We start from the raw sequence: 17,229 nt of genomic DNA on the forward strand, positions 1-17,229 counted from the left end.
GTTAATAGCCTTATTTAGATCCTAATACGCAATAATCCAGCTTTGTACCAGCCTTCTTTAGTTTAACAGCAGTCATAAACGCTTCTGCCGTATCCATACAGGTAAGAACAGGAAGCCCTCTTTCTATAGCCTTTCTTCTAAGCATAAAATCTTCTCTTTCAGGCCTGTTAGCAATACTAGGAACATTAATGAAAATAGTGATTTCTTCACCAATCATACTTTTTGCATCCTCAAAATTTAAGGATACAGCATCAATACCATTTTCGATAAAATAATCGTAAGTCCACTCTGAGCAGTACATTTTATATCCCTGATCACGATACATCTTCACTACATCAAGAGTATGTTGCGTTCTCTCAGTATCACGTAATGCAAAATACACACCTCCCTGAGTTGGGATTTTAATATTAGCCGCCAAAATGCCCTTGTAAATTGCCTTATCTAAGTCATTATCAATACCTAAAACCTCTCCTGTAGATTTCATTTCAGGCCCTAATGTTACATCAACATCAGTTAACTTTGCACCAGAGAAAACTGGAACCTTAACTGCATATTTTCCTACATGCTTATAAAGGCCTGTTCCATATTCGTAATCCTTTAGCTTCTTCCCTAGCATAGTTGAAATAGCCAGCTTAATCATTGGGACTTCAGTAACTTTACTTAAAATCGGTACAGTTCTGGATGCTCTAGGGTTTACTTCAATAACATATACATTCTTTCCATCAAAAGCATACTGAATGTTTACAAGGCCGATTACATTTAATGCTTTCGCGATTCTCTCTGTATAATCTATGATGGTATCAATCGTGTCCTTCTGTAATGTATGCGGAGGATATACGGTCATACTGTCACCAGAGTGAACTCCGGTCCTTTCAATATGTTCCATAATTCCAGGAATAAGTATATTCTCTCCATCACCGATGGCATCTACTTCTACTTCCTTACCCAATATATATTTATCAATCAGTACAGGATGTTCTGTTGTAAGAGAAACCGCTTCTCTTAAATATTTTTGAAGTTCTTCGTCACTATACACTACTTGCATAGCTCTTCCACCTATAACATAGGAAGGTCTTACTACTACAGGATACCCCAATTCGGCAACAGCTTTAAAGGCACTTGCCTCGTCTGTAACAGCACATCCCTGTGGTGTTGGAATGCCTAATTCCTCTAATAACTCAATAAATTTCTCTCGATCTTCCGCAATGTCAATGGATTTAAAGCTGGTGCCTAAAATCTTAATGCCTCTCTTCTGCAATTTCTCCGCTAAATTTAATGAAGTCTGCCCACCGAACTGAAGAACCACTCCATGAGGTCTTTCCTTTTTAATCACATTCATTACATTATCAACGTGTAATGATTCAAAGTACAATTTATCAGAAGTATCAAAGTCAGTACTCACAGTTTCCGGATTATTATTCATAAGGATTGCTTCATACCCCATATCTTTTATGGCCCAGACCCCCTGAACACAACAATAATCAAATTCAATACCCTGGCCGATTCGAATAGGTCCTGAACCAATAACTAAAATCTTCTTGTTTTTTGAAATTCGGCTTTCATCCTCTCCATCATAGCAAGAATAATAATATGGTGTAACCGCATCAAATTCACCGCCACAGGTATCAACCACCTTATATACAGGATAAATATCATTATATACACGCATGTCTTGTAATGCTTCTCTTGGTATGCCTGTAAGCTCTAAAATCTCAACATCTGTAAAGCCCATAGCTTCAGCCTCTAAAAGCAGTTCTGCGTCAAGTTCTTCAGTACTTAATGTTTTCTCCATATCGATAATGTTCTTGATTTTATTTAGGAACCATCGGTCTATCTTGGTTTTTTCAAAGATATCTTCAACACTATATCCCCTTCTCATGGCTTCTGCTACGCAGAAAATTCTTTCATCATCGCATGCTTCAAGCTTTTTGATTAATCGTTCATTTTCTAGCTTTGTTACAAATGGTACTCTTAGTCCGTTACATTTAACCTCTAAGGAAGTTACCGCTTTTAATAATGCACTTTCAAAAGTACGGCATATGGACATTACTTCTCCTGTTGCCTTCATCTGAGTTCCAAGCTTTCTTGACGCATTACTAAATTTGTCAAAAGGCCATTTGGGGAATTTTACCACACAATAATCCAGAGTAGGTTCAAAGCATGCACTTGTATTTTGTGTTACATAGTTCTTTAACTCATCTAAGTTATACCCTAAAGAAATTTTCGCTGCAATTTTAGCAATAGGATAACCTGCTGCCTTTGATGCAAGCGCAGAAGAACGGCTTACTCTTGGGTTTACTTCGATTACAATATATTCACTTGTATCTGGATTTAGAGCGAACTGTACATTACATCCACCTTCAATCTTAAGACTTCTGATAATCTTAAGAGAAGAATCTCTAAGCATCTGATATTCTTCATCTCTAAGTGTCTGGGTTGGAGCAACTACAATACTGTCACCTGTATGTACCCCAACAGGATCTAAATTTTCCATGCTGCAGATAATAATACAATTATCCTTTGAATCACGCATTACTTCGTATTCAACCTCTTTCCAGCCAGCAACTGACTTTTCAAGAAGTATCTGCCCAATGGCGCTATTTTCAAGACCTCTTTGACAATAAAGTGCTAAGTCTCCGTCATTATTTGCAATGCCGCCGCCTGTACCCCCCAGGGTAAATGCAGGTCTGATTATAACCGGATAACCTGCTTCTTGTACAAAAGCCTTACATTCGTCAAGAGTTGTGGCAATAATACTCTTTGGGATTGGTTCGCCAATTTCTAGCATTAAATCCTTAAATTCTTCTCTGTCTTCGGCCTTTTTAATGCTGTCTTTATTGATTCCCAAAAGTTCTATTCCCAGGTCTTTTAAAACTCCTTTTTCATCCAGTTCCATCGCAAGATTTAATCCAGTCTGTCCTCCAAAACCTGCTAGGATTCCATCTGGTTTCTCCTTTTCAAGAATCTGTTGCAATGCTTCTTTTGTCAGGGGCTCCATATAGACTTTATCGGCAATGCCCTCATCTGTCATAATTGTTGCAGGATTACTATTTACAAGAATGGTTTCAATCCCTTCTTCTTTAATAGCTTTACACGCCTGAGTTCCTGCATAATCAAATTCAGCGGCTTGTCCAATAATAATCGGTCCTGACCCAATTATGAGTACTTTCTTTAGGTAATTCTTCTTTGGCACTATAAAACACCGCCTTTCATCATATTAACAAATTTATCAAATAAATACTGGTTATCATTTGGTCCTGGTGAAGCTTCAGGATGATACTGTACAGAGAATATCGGTAGGTCCCTGTGCTTCATTCCCTCCACAGTTCCATCATTTAGATTAATATGGGTTACTTCCATACCCTTTAGAATAATACTGTTAGAATCTACGGCATAACCGTGGTTTTGAGATGTGATGTATGAACGATTAGTGTCCTTATCATAGACTCCATGATTTGCGCCTCTGTGTCCATATTTTAATTTATATGTTTTCCCGCCTGACGCTAGTGCTAAGACCTGATGCCCCATACAAATTCCGAAAGTAGGAACAATTCCCATAATTTCTTTTGTAATGGCAATAGCTTCTGTCGCTGCCTCAGGATCTCCAGGTCCATTGGTTAAAAAAATGCCGTCAGGGTTTATGCTCATAATATCTTTAGAACTTGTTCCATAAGGGAATATATGCAATTCGCATCCTCGTATATTTAATCCATCTAAAATGCTTTTTTTAACACCGAAGTCCAATACTGCTACCTTTTTTACCTCCATACCCTCTGGAGCATGAATTATTTTCTTTTCACTAGTAGCGGCCTCCTTCATCCAGTCTCCTCTAAGCTGAGTCTCTGCACATAGTCTTTGCGCTTCTTCTACTGTAATTCCTTCATTACTAATAACACATTTTATAGTGCCTTCATTCCTTATCTTCTTTGTAATACTTCTTGTATCCACTTTCCAAATACCTGGCACTTTCATTTCCTTAAGCCACTGGTCAATGTTCATGATACAATTAGAATTTGAGGGAGTAAAGCAAATATCTTTTGCCACTAATCCGAATGCATAAATCTTATCCGATTCATTGTCAATTTTGCTAATTCCGTAGTTCCCAATCAGGGGATACGTCATAGTAATTATTTGACCCATATATGAAGGATCTGTAAGCGTTTTTTGATAACCAGTCATTCCTGTATTAAAAACCAGTTCGCCTACTTTAGTTGTCTTGTATCCGAAACCTTTACCTGTAATAACAGTTCCGTCTTCCAAATATAACAGCGCTTCCATGTTACGACCTTCCCTTTCCTAACTTACCTACAACTTTTAAATGGATTGTTACTTCCAATTCAATGCTGTAAATAATTATACACTTAAGTTTATTTTTATGCAATACTTAATTTTACAATTATCCTACAGCGTTTTAGTTTCTCTAACCCATTAGCATATCATATAAAAAGAGACTTGTCACCAACAAAATAACAAATCTCTTTTTTCTGTTAAAACTATTCTTTTTTTCTGTTAAGTTCCCTAAAGGCTCTGCTTATTTGTATCAGAATTGTTGGGGCAACCGCACAAGCTACAATATATGCCATTTGCTCCCCCGACAGTTCTGCTACTTGAAATAAGCTTTGCAATGGATTTATAGTAAGAACCGCAAATAACAATACTGTTCCTAATACAAATGCTTGTAAGCAGTACATATTGCTAAATAACCCCAGTTTAAAAATTGACTGACTTCCCCTTGAATTAAAGCCATGCCATAATCTGGCGAAACACAGAGTTGCAAATGCCATGGTTGAAGCCGTTGCATTTCCCACTAATAATCCCTGATAATATGCTGTCATTGTGAAAATTGCAATTAGTGCTCCCTGTATTAAAATCTCTATCATATATTTCCTCGTTAATATTGATTCATCACTTCTTCTTGGAGGCTCTTTAAGCAAGTCATCTTTTGGCTTTTCCATGCTTATTGCAATAGCAGGAAGGCTGTCTGTTATTAAATTGATAAACAACAGGTGTACAGCCATAAAGGGTATGGGCAATGCCATTAATGAAGTATATAATACGGCTATTATTCCAGAAGCATTTCCTGAAAGTAAAAATTTAATAGAATTTTTTATATTTGTATATATGTTTCTACCATTTGCTACAGATTTTACAATAGTTGCAAAATTGTCATCTGTCAAAATCATGGAGGCAGCATCTTTTGATACATCAGTCCCTGTTATCCCCATAGCAATTCCAATATCCGCCTTTTTCAAAGCAGGCGCATCGTTTACACCATCACCTGTCATAGCTACAATATTGCCTTTCTTCTGCCATGCATCAACAATTCTGATTTTATGAGCTGGAGTAACTCTGGCATATACTGCGATCTCTGAAATTTCTTTATTTAATCTTTCATCAGAAATCTCATCCAATTCCATTCCAGTTATTGCCCTTTGACCCTCTTTTAATATTCCAATTTCCTCTGCAATTGCAGAAGCTGTTATTTTATGGTCACCAGTTATCATAACTGGCATAATGCCTGCGGTAAGACAATTTGCTACTGCAATTTTTGATTCTTCCCTTGGAGGATCCTGCATAGCTATTAACCCAATAAATGTAAAATTTTCTTCATCATTCAATGTTATGCTTTTTGTTCCAATATTCTTCTGTGCAAAGGCTAGGACTCTTAACCCTTTTCTTGAATATTCATAGTTCTGAACATGTACCCTCTGAATATCCTCTTCTGTAATGGTTCTTTCAAATCCATTGCTAAAAATAAATTTTGACTTATGCAGCATTGCATCCACAGCACCTTTTGTGACCATCACATAAACACCATCAATTTTGTGTAATGTACTCATGAGCTTTCGATCAGAGTCAAAGGGAAGTTCCGACAACCTTGGATAACTGGCTAAGATCTGCTTATAGTTATTTTTTGTGTTAAAATAATAGTCAATAAGCGCTGTCTCAGTAGGGTCTCCCAAAACTTTCCCTTCTGATACTGAGCTGTCATTGCAAAGTAACGCTCCTAATAACAATCTATCTTCCGATATTTGTCCTTCATCTGCCAAAAAAAAACTTTTTACAGTCATTTTGTTTTTAGTTAAAGTTCCTGTTTTATCTGAACAAATAATAGATACACATCCTAAACTTTCTACCGCTTTCAAATCCTTCATTATTGCATTTTCTTTAGCCATTTTAGAGGTTCCTAATGCCAGTGATATAGTTACAATAGAGGAAAGCGCCTCTGGTATGGCTGCTACAGCCAGCGCTACAGCAAACATCAATGAATCCAAAACATTCATTCCCCTGTAAATACAAATACCTAAAACACATAGGCAAATAATCATGATTACAAGGGATAATTTCTTACCAAAAGCATCCAGACTAACCTGTAATGGAGTTTTCCGCTCTTTTGTTTCATTCATAAGCTGCGCAATTTTTCCAAGCTCAGTATTCATACCCACACTTGTAACAACTGCGATTCCTCTACCATAGGTGACCTGAGTTCCCGAAAATACCATATTATCCTGGTCGGCTAAAGTTTTGTTTCCAGCTATCTTTTCTGCAATCTTATTTATGCTTTCCGCTTCTCCTGTCAAAGAACTTTCATTTATCTGAAGTGAATAACTTTCAATAATTCTTCCATCTGCTGGAACAACATCTCCCGCCTCTAATACTAATATATCACCTACCACAATATTAGCTGCTTCTATTCCTCTTCTTTTACCAGCTCTCATTACTTTCGCAAGTGGTGACGCTAATTTCTTTAAGCTATTTAATGATTTTTCTGCTTTAAAATGCTCTACAGTCCCTAAAATAGCATTAAGAATAATTACCACTAAAATTACAACCGTACTTTCGAAGTTATCCGTAAATATAGAGATAATTGCAGCTATAATTAATATGATTACTAATAAATCCTTAAATTGAGAAAAAAACACTTTCAAAACGCTTTGCTTTTTTTCTTCTGCTAATTGATTCTTTCCATATTTGCTTTCACTTTCTTTTACTTTTTTGTCATTTAACCCCTCTTTGGAAGAATTGAAATGTGTAAGGACTTCGGCTGCTGACATTTTATAGAACATTTTATGCACTCCATTCTTTATTAATATGCTAAATATTAGTATGCTTATTTTGCCATATGTTATTCTTCATTGTCTGCTTTATGAATACAAAATCTGTCAATTCGCTGTTATTGGTTTGTGGTCCAGCATATGTTCTTAGATACAAAAAAACGTCAACCGATTTCTCTTTTGACGTTTTAAATACTTTTATTTTTCTTCTTTACTGGGCTTTGGCGGCTTTGCTCCGTGGAATTGATAGTAACATACTTCAATATTCCCGTTATATAGTTTTCGTCTTCTATCAGCCAGTTTTCCAAATGCTAACTTTTCTATGGTTTTGTCAGGTGTAATCACAAATAATGACCAAGTAGGATTCTGTTTCAAAAAGTTTTTTAATTTATTATAAATCTTTTTAATTTCATCCTTTTCTCCAATTCTTTCTCCATATGGAGGATTTGTTACAATTACCCCACTCATTTCGCCGGCTTCCATTTCAGAGATATTCATCCTTTTGAAAGTAATACAATCATCAACCCCAGCATCTTCAGCATTTTCTAGGGAGGCTTCTATTGCGGCAGGATTTATGTCGTAAGCTTCTATACGAATATCTTTATCATGCTCTATGGCGCCAAAGGCTGCCTTTCGTTCTTCTTTCCATAAATACTCTGGAATTATATCCCACTCTTCTGCTGCAAAATGTCGGTTTAAACCAGGAGCAATATTTTTTGCAATCATTGCTGCTTCTATGGCAATAGTCCCAGAACCACAACAAGGGTCAACAAGAATTCTTCCCTCTCTCCAAAAAGACAGTTGTACCATGGCTGCTGCTAAAGTCTCCTTTATAGGTGCTACTACTGCATTTTGGCGATATCCTCTCTTATGAAGCCCTACACCAGTTGTATCAAGTGTAATAGTGGCTCTATCCTTTAACAGCGTTACCTTTACAACATATTCCGCTCCTGATTTTTCAAAATGCTCAACACCATATGTTTCTTTTAGTCTTTCAATAATTGCCTTCTCTGAAACACTTTGACAGCTTCGCATACTGAATAGTTTTGATTTTACAGACGAACAATTAACCTTAAAGTTGCCATCAATAGGAATCCATTCCTCCCATGCAATCCCTTTCATGGTTTGAAACAAATCTTCAAATTCTAATGCTTCAAATTCAGCCATCTTTACAAGTACTCTGTCTGCACATCTCAGCCATAGATTTGACTTTACAATAGCTCTTTCATCTCCCATATAAGTTATTTTGGCATCCTCAGATTTAATGATTTTATAGCCTAATGCTTCAATTTCTCTTTTAACTACAGCTTCAAGTCCAAATGTGGATGTTGCAATTAATTCAAGTTTCATCTTTTCCTCTACTTTCTTTATTATACAAAAAAGCTCCCTTTTGAGAGCTTTTTATGCGCTAAAAATTAGATCGTTTTCTATTCAATTGGTTTGTTTCCATAAACTCAAGAGAATTCAACGCTTCGCCTGTGCCTACAGCTACACAAGACTTAGGATCCTCTGCAATTCTAACCTCAATTCCTGTTCGTTCTTGAATTCTCCTGTCAATACCGTAAAGTAATGCTCCACCACCTGTAATAACGATACCTGAGTTACTAATATCTGCCGCAAGTTCAGGCGGTGTTCTTTCAAGTACAGAATGAACCGCTTCTGCAATAGTTTGTAATGGTTCTTCAAGAGCCTCCATCATTTCAGCAGATGAAACCTCTATTGACTTAGGTAATCCACTAACCAAGTCTCTTCCTCTGCATTCCATTGAGATAGGTTCATCTCTTTGATAAGCTGTACCGATAGTCATTTTTAATTCTTCTGCAGTTCTTTCCCCGATATATAATTTATGCACTTTACGCATATATTTTACAATATACTCGTCAAATTTATCTCCAGCAATCTTTACGGAAGCGCTTGCAACAATACCGCCAAGTGAAATAACAGCTATATCCGTAGTTCCTCCACCGATATCTATAACTAGTACTCCATCTGGCTTAGAAATGTCAAGGCCAGCTCCAATAGCAGCAGCAATAGGTTCTTCCATAAGATAAACATCTTTGCCCCCTGCTTGAGTAGCTGCTTCTCTAACTGCTCTCTTTTCAACTTCTGTAACACCACTTGGAACACAGACCATGATTCTAGGTCTAAAAAATCTACTTGTTCCACAGGTTTTCTTTATAAAATACTTAAGCATTCTTTCTGTTACATCGTAATCTGAAATAACACCATCACGCAAAGGTCTAACTGCCACAATATTTGCAGGAGTTCTACCAAGCATTTGTCTAGCCTGTTCACCTACAGCCAAAATTTCATTGTTATCTTGATTAATTGCAACAACTGAAGGCTCATTTAAAACAACACCTTTTCCTTTAATATAAACTAAAACATTGGCCGTACCAAGGTCAATACCAACTTCTGATGAAAATCCCACTTGATTTCTCCTTTCAATTTAAAACTGCTCTTCAAGCAAATTATTCACTAAAGAGCAGCACAATTAGTCTATGTTTTATGTAATCCATATATACTAGTTACTCACTATTTGCCCAAAAATGCTATCCTCTTCGTTCTTAGAGAAATTAGTATTGATATAGCCCTGCATTCTTGCACCATATTGTACATAAAAATTAGATACTGTAATATTTCCAACAACAACAGAATTTGAAAGAAACTCTCCATTGCCTCCAATATTAACTTCGCCCTTTATCTTGCCATCAACTCTAGTATTTTGGGCTTCCACATCACCTACAAGTAAAGTATCTTTATCCATAAGCAAAGCACCCTTAGAGCTAATATTTCCCTTAATTTGTGCACCTTCCAATAGGATATCAGTCGCTATAATGTCACCTTGAACAAAACCTGATACACCTACATTCTTGGTAGTATCAATTTTGCCCTTAACTTTACCATTTAATTCAATGTTTTCAAAAGATTTTATATTACCTTCAACTATTGTGTTTCTAGTAATAATAGTTGTACCTACTTCTTCTTCTTTGTATGGTTCATTATTGCCTATGCCATTTCCAGAATTACCACCACCAAAGCCATTATTAAACCTTGTAGAATCAGCAGCGAAGTTGCCAGAAAAACTGTTTTGGGTTGACTGCCCATATCCTGGCCTGTCAAAGAAAGCTGGCTCTTCAAAATTTGTATTTGACCGTTGTTGATTATATGTATCATTACTTTGATTTGTACGAGCGCCCATATTCTGGGTATTCTGTGTGCTCTGTGTGCTCTGATTAAAAGCTTGACTAAAATCTTGATTCAATCGGTCATTGTTAGTCGGCTCCTCTGGAGTTTGATTTGCAGCCGTATAATTTTCTGTGTTATCTGTTGCTGCACCAGCCTCTTCATTAACTTTTGCCTTGTCTTGAGAAGAATCCATCCCCAAAATTTCTCTCATTGCCTGGCTAAAATTTCCTTTATTACTCATTTTTGGCGCCTCCAATAAATTCACTAGTAATATTTATTTACCCTCTAAAAGGTAATTGGTTTAACATCTGCTGTCAATTTCTGAAAATCATATCCATTATCTTTATAGAATTGAATGATTTCTTTTAATGCCTGACAGGTATTATCATTTCCGTTATCATGCATTAAAACAATACACTTGTCAGCTTTGCTAGGAAGTTTTGTAGCATTTATAACCATTGATTCTTTTGATGTCTTTCCTGAACCATCGTCAGCACAAACATTCCAATCAAAATACACTAAACCTCTGCTTACTATTTGTTCTATCAAAGATTTATAGTCAGCTTTATTATATTCATTAATACTTCCACCTGGGAACCTAAGTATCTCTGGCTTTTCACCTGTAACCTGATAGATTCTGTTATATGACTTGTCAAAATCCTTCATATAATTTCTCACCGAAGAATAAATGGCATCATAATTATAATCCGTTGAAGTTAACACTCCTACGGCATGTCCATTGTCATAGGCCTCTTTAATAATACTGTCTGCTGTCTGGTTTTCACTAGTATTAAAGAAGAAAGTCGCTTTGATGTTGTTTTCCTTTAATAAATCCAAAATTTGCAAAGTATTTTCAGAAGATCCATCATCAAAAGTCAAGTACACTACTTTTCCATCATTCTCTGTTATTTTATCAGAAATAGCAGTTTTTGTAATGAACTTTTCCTCTTCTATCGCAGAGGTTGTAGCCTCTTGAGCAGTAGTCTTACTTACAACAGGCACAGTTTTCTCTGCCATAGACTCTCTATCCCAAAGATTCAACTTATTGATTACGAAAAAAGCCAATAAGCAAGCTATGACAATTATTATTGAAAGAGATGTAAAAATAATTAAACGTTTATAAAAAACAACACTTTTCTCTTTCATACATTCTCTTTTCTTATCTAAATTGTAAACATATACTAGAATATTATCACAATTTTATGCAGAAAACAAGATGTGTTTTACTGCTGTAAGGCTTTATATTCTTGCAAATGTTGATTATAATTAGTAACCTTGTCTGTATACTTAGAATATAACTCATTATACTCAGTTTGCTTTTCTGCTAATTGATCCGCATACTGACTCTCATTTGTTTCATCATATTTACGGCTTGCTTCTGCAATATCAGCGTTAATTTCAGCAAGTCTAGCTTCTAATTCCTGAATCTCACCTTTTTCTGTTTTAAGGCTTTTTTGCATATTTAAAGCTTCTGAAGAAACTGCAACTGCATCAGTTAGGCCCTCAACTGCATTAGTTTTTTGAAGTTGAACTATCATGATTCCTAATGAAGATATAGTTAATACAAGTATGACAACAATAGCGGTTATCCATTTTTTCATGCTATTTTTATATTCAAAATTTAACTCATTAATCTTATCATTGAGTTCCTGCTCATGCCTTCTCTGCATCTCTTCCATGGCCAGCTTCACCCTTAAGGCTTCTGCTTCTGCTTCTGCAGCTGCCTCCTCAACTACTCTGTCGATTAAAGGGATCTGTTCTCTTCCCAGTTCTTCTTCTGTCTTTACCAAACGCAATTCATTATTAAGTACCCCTTGAATGACTTCTTTATAGTCTATCCCTGTCCTTGTGTTTCTTTTAAAGAACTCTCTTCTTCGTTCCTTTTCTAAAGCTTCTAATTCTCCAAGTTCTGCTGGAGGAGCCAAGCCACTATTCTCATCTAATGCTGGATTTCCCATAGCTGTAGCTGCTGCATGAGGTGCCATCCTTGTTTTCTCTTCCTGTTTAATAAGGTTAGTTAAATTAGTAATTTCTCCTGCAATGTACTCGTCCTCAAATAGTTCATTAAACAATTGGTATAGTTTAATGCTCTCATTAAAGAGTCCCGCGTTACTTAATATTTTAGATACCACTATGAACTTGCCTGAAAACATCATTCTAAGTCTGGTATTCATAGAATGTTCAGTTGGTATAATAGTCGTAACAAGATTTTTAAATTCAGGGGCTATCGTACTCATAATATAATTATAGGCATTTGTAATTGCAAGCTTTTCTTCCATAGATGTGGCATTTACACCTGTCACGTTTGCCAAAAGCACATTGTTTACATATTCAGCCTCTTTTACAAACCATTTTTCTATTTTTTCGTATAATACATTTTGTATTTTAGAAAACGGAAGCTGCGGTTTTTCCACACTGCTTAAAATGTTATTTATATGTATTGTTTCTTCAAGATTAATCTTTATGCTTTGTCTATTTACAATTTCCTTTATTGGATATAAAATATTGTCCTTAAATTCATTATATAAAAACGCCATCTTATTATTATCGATAGCTTCTATTTTATTGCCGCTAAAAAATCCCCAAAACCTGCCCACAGAAACATTTAAGAGATCATTGACTAAATTTAGTATAATCTTCCATTGTTCCGTCATTGTAAAATTTCTATCAAATACACATAGAAAAATGTACTGTGCCAAAAATGAATTATAATCAGTAGTATTAACCCCTTGATTCTTACCAAAGAATTCTATGAAATCTCCTTTATTACCCAATCTTGAAGCCACGTCTGCATCTGAAAACCAGAAAATTTTATAAACATAACTGTCTGCATTTTCCAGTGCCCATTCCATCTTTTCCTTCGTTCTATTAGGTGCTCCAAGCTTTGTTTTATCAAATTTAGATTTATACTTGTCAGGAGCACTCTTCCACTGATCATATAGTGCCTTTAATTCAGCATCATTGCAAAAGGTAGAAGCTCCTAATATTCTATATGGATTGTTAATAATCATTCCAAAAGCATCACTAAAATCTTCATTTTTACTTATACCCGCTATTAAATTATCGTATGCAGATTGTTTGATCGCCAAGATTATACACCCCTTCTTCTGATTTACATTATCTTCGTTTAATTTTAAAATATTTTTACGAAATATGCTATACTAAAGTTATAAATTTTAAAACTTTATTTTAATTTATGAAGAAAGGTATAGTTATTATGAGTAAAATAGCCTTTACCGGTGGTTTGTTAATTGATGGCACCGGCAATAATCCCATTGAGAATTCATTAATTTTAATTTGTAATAAGAAAATTGAATATGCTGGACCCCAAAAAAATTTTGATGAATGTTATAAATCAATTAGCATAACGGGGAAAACCATTATGCCAGGCTTAATCGATACACATTTACATTTTTCGGGCAATCTTACTGAAAATGATAATGATTGGGTTTTTGAAGATCCTATTCAAAAAACTGTAGTCGCTGTACAACAAGCTCATGAGTGCTTAGAACATGGTCTGACAACCGTAGGAGAAATCTCACGTTCTGGTCTACATATACGCAATATGATTGAAGCTGGTGTAATGCAGGGGCCACGAATTGTAGGCAGCGGCTTAGGGTTTTGTCGTACTTGCGGCCATGGGGACAGTCACAGACTTCCCTTAAGATATAATGAGGAATCTCATCCTTGGGCAGAACGCGTTGATGGTCCCTGGGAACTTCGTAAAGCAGTGCGAAGAAGGCTTCGGGAAAATCCAGATGCCATTAAAATATGGAGTACCGGTGGAGGTATTTGGAGATGGGACCAAAAGCTAGATCAGCATTACACCTTTGAGGAGATTCAAGCTGTTGTGGATGAATGCAATATGATAGGAATCCCTGTATGGTCACATGCTGAAGGTTATAGTGGTGCATTAGACTCTGTAAAAGCGGGTGTGCACCTGATAATTCACGGACAGACCTTAAATGATGAGTGTTTAGATATTATGGCAGAGAAAAAAATTTATTTTTGCCCTACTATTCAATTTTTGAATGAATGGTTTAAAACCTATGCCCCTCCATATATTCCTGAAGTTCATGACCAATATGAAGGAGAGTCTGTAGCGGAAAAAGAATTAAACCGAGTATACGAGAACCTAAGAAAAGCACAATCAAAAGGCATAGGATTAACTATCGGCTCAGATTCTTTTTGCTCAACAGTAACACCATATGGTATTACCGCTATTGGAGAAATGTATTCTTTTGTAGAAAAAGCAGGCATTTCCCCTATGGATACAATTGTTGCAGCGACCAAAACCGGAGCTGATATGTTAAAGGTTGGAGATATCACTGGTACATTAGAAGAAGGAAAATTTGCTGATCTGATTGTTTTAAACGGAAACCCTCTTGAGGAAATTAGAAATATATCATTGGAAAATATGAGCATTATTATGAAAGAAGGCCATATTATCTGAATATTCCCCTTACTTTTGTAAATACTTAATAGAGATATGTAATAGTTTTGAGCTATTTAAATATTTCAAAATAAAAGTATGTGAGGAGAAATAACGATGGATAATACTAGCAAAATAATTAAAATAAGAAAAAATGAAGATGGTGAAATAACAGACGTAATGCTTGAAAATAAGACTATATTGCCTATAAATCATGCAATATTAATGGCAAAAGAAGGGCTTATAGATGGTACGATCGTTATGCGTGGTAAGAATGGCGGGGAATTTTTAAGAAACGATCCTAATAGTTCAACTATAGCCGCTATCTCTGACTTACCTACTTTTAAATAACATGCTATATCCTCCTATACCTCTTGGTTAGTGTAAAATATATACATTAGCCATGAGGTTTCCAATAGGATAATTTATCTTACTTTTACGAAATAATCCATCAACTTTGTCCAAATTTTTTGTACCTCAACAAAGTCTTGGTAATCTCTTTCTACATTTTTATTATATTTTTCTAAATTTGCCAGTATATTCATGAATTCAGTTGTTCCGAAATAAGTACAAATCGTAGGTAATACCTGCTTAAGTCTTTCTCTCATCTCACTTATTTTTTCACTGTAGCTCTCCTCTTGTGTTATATATAATAATAACGGTTTATATCGAATCCATCCAATACAAGCTTTATAAAAACGTTTGATGACTTTTTCATTATCTGATTTAATAAACTTCAATTTTATTGGTAACACCCCTTCTAACAGGTGATTATAAGTAGAAAAGCCGTCATGAAAGGTATAACAAGGTACTTGTAAAACTTTTCTTTGACTTAAGCAAGTACTCAGAAAAGTATCCTCTCCCCTGGCTCCCATGGGATTATAGAAGGGAAAAACCCGCTGTGGATTTGTAAGATTAATTCCTAAATTTGCACCTGAAATAAACTTAGCATGGTTAATTTCTTCCACATCTTCAGTAATATCGCTAGTTAGTATTTTGGTATCTGCATACGTAACGCCACCGTTCTCCATCACTAACTTAACATTGTCCCAGTTTAGAATATCATTACTGATAGCCTCTATAAAAGATCTAAAATCCATCTCTGTCATTGTATCGTTATATTCGATAAAGGGAATTGGAGAGATATATCCACAATGATACCCATGAGTTAAATCTGCCTGCTCAAGATGCTTTATATGCGTTGAAAGAACATGTTGTCCTCCCCAGACTGCATAGTTTTGAGAGTTTGTCACTGCTACCGGATATTCATCATCATCTAAAAAAATCAAATAATCCATTTCGTTTTTTATAGCGCTGTATAGCACCGCATTACGTTGTGATGCATATCCTTTTCCGAAAATTTTACGTGCTTCTTCCTCATTAATAATATTTTGTTCATTTAAAAATTCAATTTCTTCTTCTATATCACTACAGCCAATATATATAGAACCGTCAATATTCTCAGCTAGATCTGGATGCAGATTAATGTAATCTTTTTTTTGTGTTTTATTATAAGTCAGGTCATACGCAACAATAATGTGTAAACTGATATTATTATTATCGACCAAGCCAGATTCCCTCCAATTATTTATATAACTCCTCAATACCTTGTGGAAGTTTTTTCTTCCAGTGGCGAAACCTACCCCAACTTTTATTTTTTTATCTTTATACAAACTACGCCCTCCTTCTTTTATTGTAGGAAATACTTAAATCCTATTTTCTATAAATAAAAACGCCACAGAAAATATCTGTAGCGTTATTCGATAAAAGGTAATATATTATATTGTTTGTATTCTCTTTTAACGCTTACGAGATTAGCTGACGGATTCGGACGATAAGTACACCCTACACAAATAACATTGTGATTCACCCCAAAATTGGTTCTCCCATTCCATTTCTGGATTCAGCGATTTATTTAATTGTAGGAATGAAATGATAAAATTAAACATTTTTTATTTTTCAATCATTCCTTCTATTAATTTATTATATCATAAAAGACAACAAATTACAATGTCTCTCATTTTATCTTGTAATTAACTAAACTATCATTCTATAATTCAGTCTTTGTTTTCTCTTCATCTTCTATATTTTGAGCCTCTTCGTTAACGATTTCCGTATTTTCTGACTCATCAACATTTTCAGGTAGAGTCTTTTCTTCTACACTCTCTTCATTGGTAACTGTATCTAAAGTGATTAAGTTTTTTGAGATTTTTCTATTGGCTATACCAATGCCTATTAACGCAAATGTCATGCCGCCATATAAAGCGATGGCTTCAAATACTCCTGGAAGTAACTGTGCAGGTATCAGACTTTTCATAACATCATCTGCAGAATATCCCTGCATTACATATTGGGCAACCGTAGATTTAAATATATAAATATCATCTGCTAGTAACGCAATTCCAAGAAGTGCTACAATTGCAGCAACAACATATAAAAGAATTGAAATAGAAAATCGCTTTGGTCCTTCATGAGTTCCTTTGTCTTTAAGTTTCATAATAATTAGTCTCCGTTTCCACCATAAATGGTTTAATAAAAATTTCATATAAACTA

12 protein-coding genes and 1 riboswitch are annotated in these 17,229 nt (G+C 35.3%); of the genes, 2 read left to right on the top strand and 10 right to left on the bottom strand.

Features of this window, described 5'->3' with window-relative positions:
* Positions 1–10 precede the first annotated feature (10 nt).
* The 8 genes from carB to RTW14_RS16215 all read right to left on the bottom strand — a co-directional run bounded on the left by carB (position 11) and on the right by RTW14_RS16215 (position 13,333).
* Positions 11–3,193: a carbamoyl-phosphate synthase (glutamine-hydrolyzing) large subunit gene (carB, locus tag RTW14_RS16180; RefSeq protein ID WP_312653332.1), complete on the bottom strand. Its 3,183-nt coding sequence runs from the start codon at positions 3,191–3,193 to the stop codon at positions 11–13.
* Positions 3,193–4,278 carry a glutamine-hydrolyzing carbamoyl-phosphate synthase small subunit gene (carA, locus tag RTW14_RS16185; protein ID WP_312653335.1) on the bottom strand — a complete coding sequence of 362 codons (1,086 nt, stop codon included), beginning with the start codon at positions 4,276–4,278 and terminating at the stop codon, positions 3,193–3,195. Before carA ends, carB begins: the two co-directional genes overlap by 1 nt.
* Positions 4,279–4,493: 215 nt before the next feature.
* A complete protein-coding gene (locus RTW14_RS16190) occupies positions 4,494–7,067 on the bottom strand; it encodes a calcium-translocating P-type ATPase, PMCA-type (RefSeq protein WP_331654491.1) in 2,574 nt (857 codons plus the stop codon).
* Positions 7,068–7,253: 186 nt separating this feature from the next.
* Complete coding sequence (locus RTW14_RS16195; RefSeq protein ID WP_312653340.1) at positions 7,254–8,405, bottom strand: THUMP domain-containing class I SAM-dependent RNA methyltransferase; 1,152 nt, start codon at positions 8,403–8,405, stop codon at positions 7,254–7,256.
* Between the two features lie 58 nt (positions 8,406–8,463).
* Positions 8,464–9,486: a rod shape-determining protein gene (locus RTW14_RS16200; RefSeq protein ID WP_312653342.1), complete on the bottom strand. Its 1,023-nt coding sequence runs from the start codon at positions 9,484–9,486 to the stop codon at positions 8,464–8,466.
* A 93-nt stretch (positions 9,487–9,579) separates the two neighbouring features.
* Complete coding sequence (locus RTW14_RS16205; protein WP_312653344.1) at positions 9,580–10,485, bottom strand: bactofilin family protein; 906 nt, start codon at positions 10,483–10,485, stop codon at positions 9,580–9,582.
* 44 nt (positions 10,486–10,529) lie between these two features.
* Entirely contained in the window at positions 10,530–11,390 is an 861-nt protein-coding gene (locus RTW14_RS16210) for a polysaccharide deacetylase family protein (protein ID WP_312653347.1), read from the bottom strand.
* 77 nt (positions 11,391–11,467) lie between these two features.
* Positions 11,468–13,333, bottom strand: a complete 1,866-nt coding sequence (locus tag RTW14_RS16215) for a hypothetical protein (RefSeq protein ID WP_312653349.1) — start codon at positions 13,331–13,333, stop codon at positions 11,468–11,470.
* 128 nt (positions 13,334–13,461) lie between these two features.
* Between RTW14_RS16215 and RTW14_RS16220 the strand changes: the two genes are divergently transcribed.
* Complete coding sequence (locus tag RTW14_RS16220) at positions 13,462–14,697, top strand: metal-dependent hydrolase family protein (protein ID WP_312653351.1); 1,236 nt, start codon at positions 13,462–13,464, stop codon at positions 14,695–14,697.
* Between the two features lie 96 nt (positions 14,698–14,793).
* Complete coding sequence (locus RTW14_RS16225; RefSeq protein ID WP_312653353.1) at positions 14,794–15,027, top strand: DUF3892 domain-containing protein; 234 nt, start codon at positions 14,794–14,796, stop codon at positions 15,025–15,027.
* Positions 15,028–15,101: 74 nt separating this feature from the next.
* On the opposite strand, the gene RTW14_RS16230 is transcribed toward RTW14_RS16225, so the two are convergent.
* Positions 15,102–16,349: a hypothetical protein gene (locus tag RTW14_RS16230; RefSeq protein WP_312653355.1), complete on the bottom strand. Its 1,248-nt coding sequence runs from the start codon at positions 16,347–16,349 to the stop codon at positions 15,102–15,104.
* Between the two features lie 114 nt (positions 16,350–16,463).
* A riboswitch (cyclic di-AMP (ydaO/yuaA leader) is annotated at positions 16,464–16,595 on the bottom strand.
* Between the two features lie 131 nt (positions 16,596–16,726).
* Positions 16,727–17,173, bottom strand: coding sequence for a hypothetical protein (locus tag RTW14_RS16235; RefSeq protein WP_312653357.1), 447 nt, complete (start codon positions 17,171–17,173; stop codon positions 16,727–16,729).
* Between the last annotated feature and the right edge of the window lie 56 nt (positions 17,174–17,229).

Origin of the sequence: Aminipila sp., from assembly GCF_032051575.1 — a bacterium.
Lineage (GTDB): Bacteria > Bacillota > Clostridia > Peptostreptococcales > Anaerovoracaceae > Aminipila.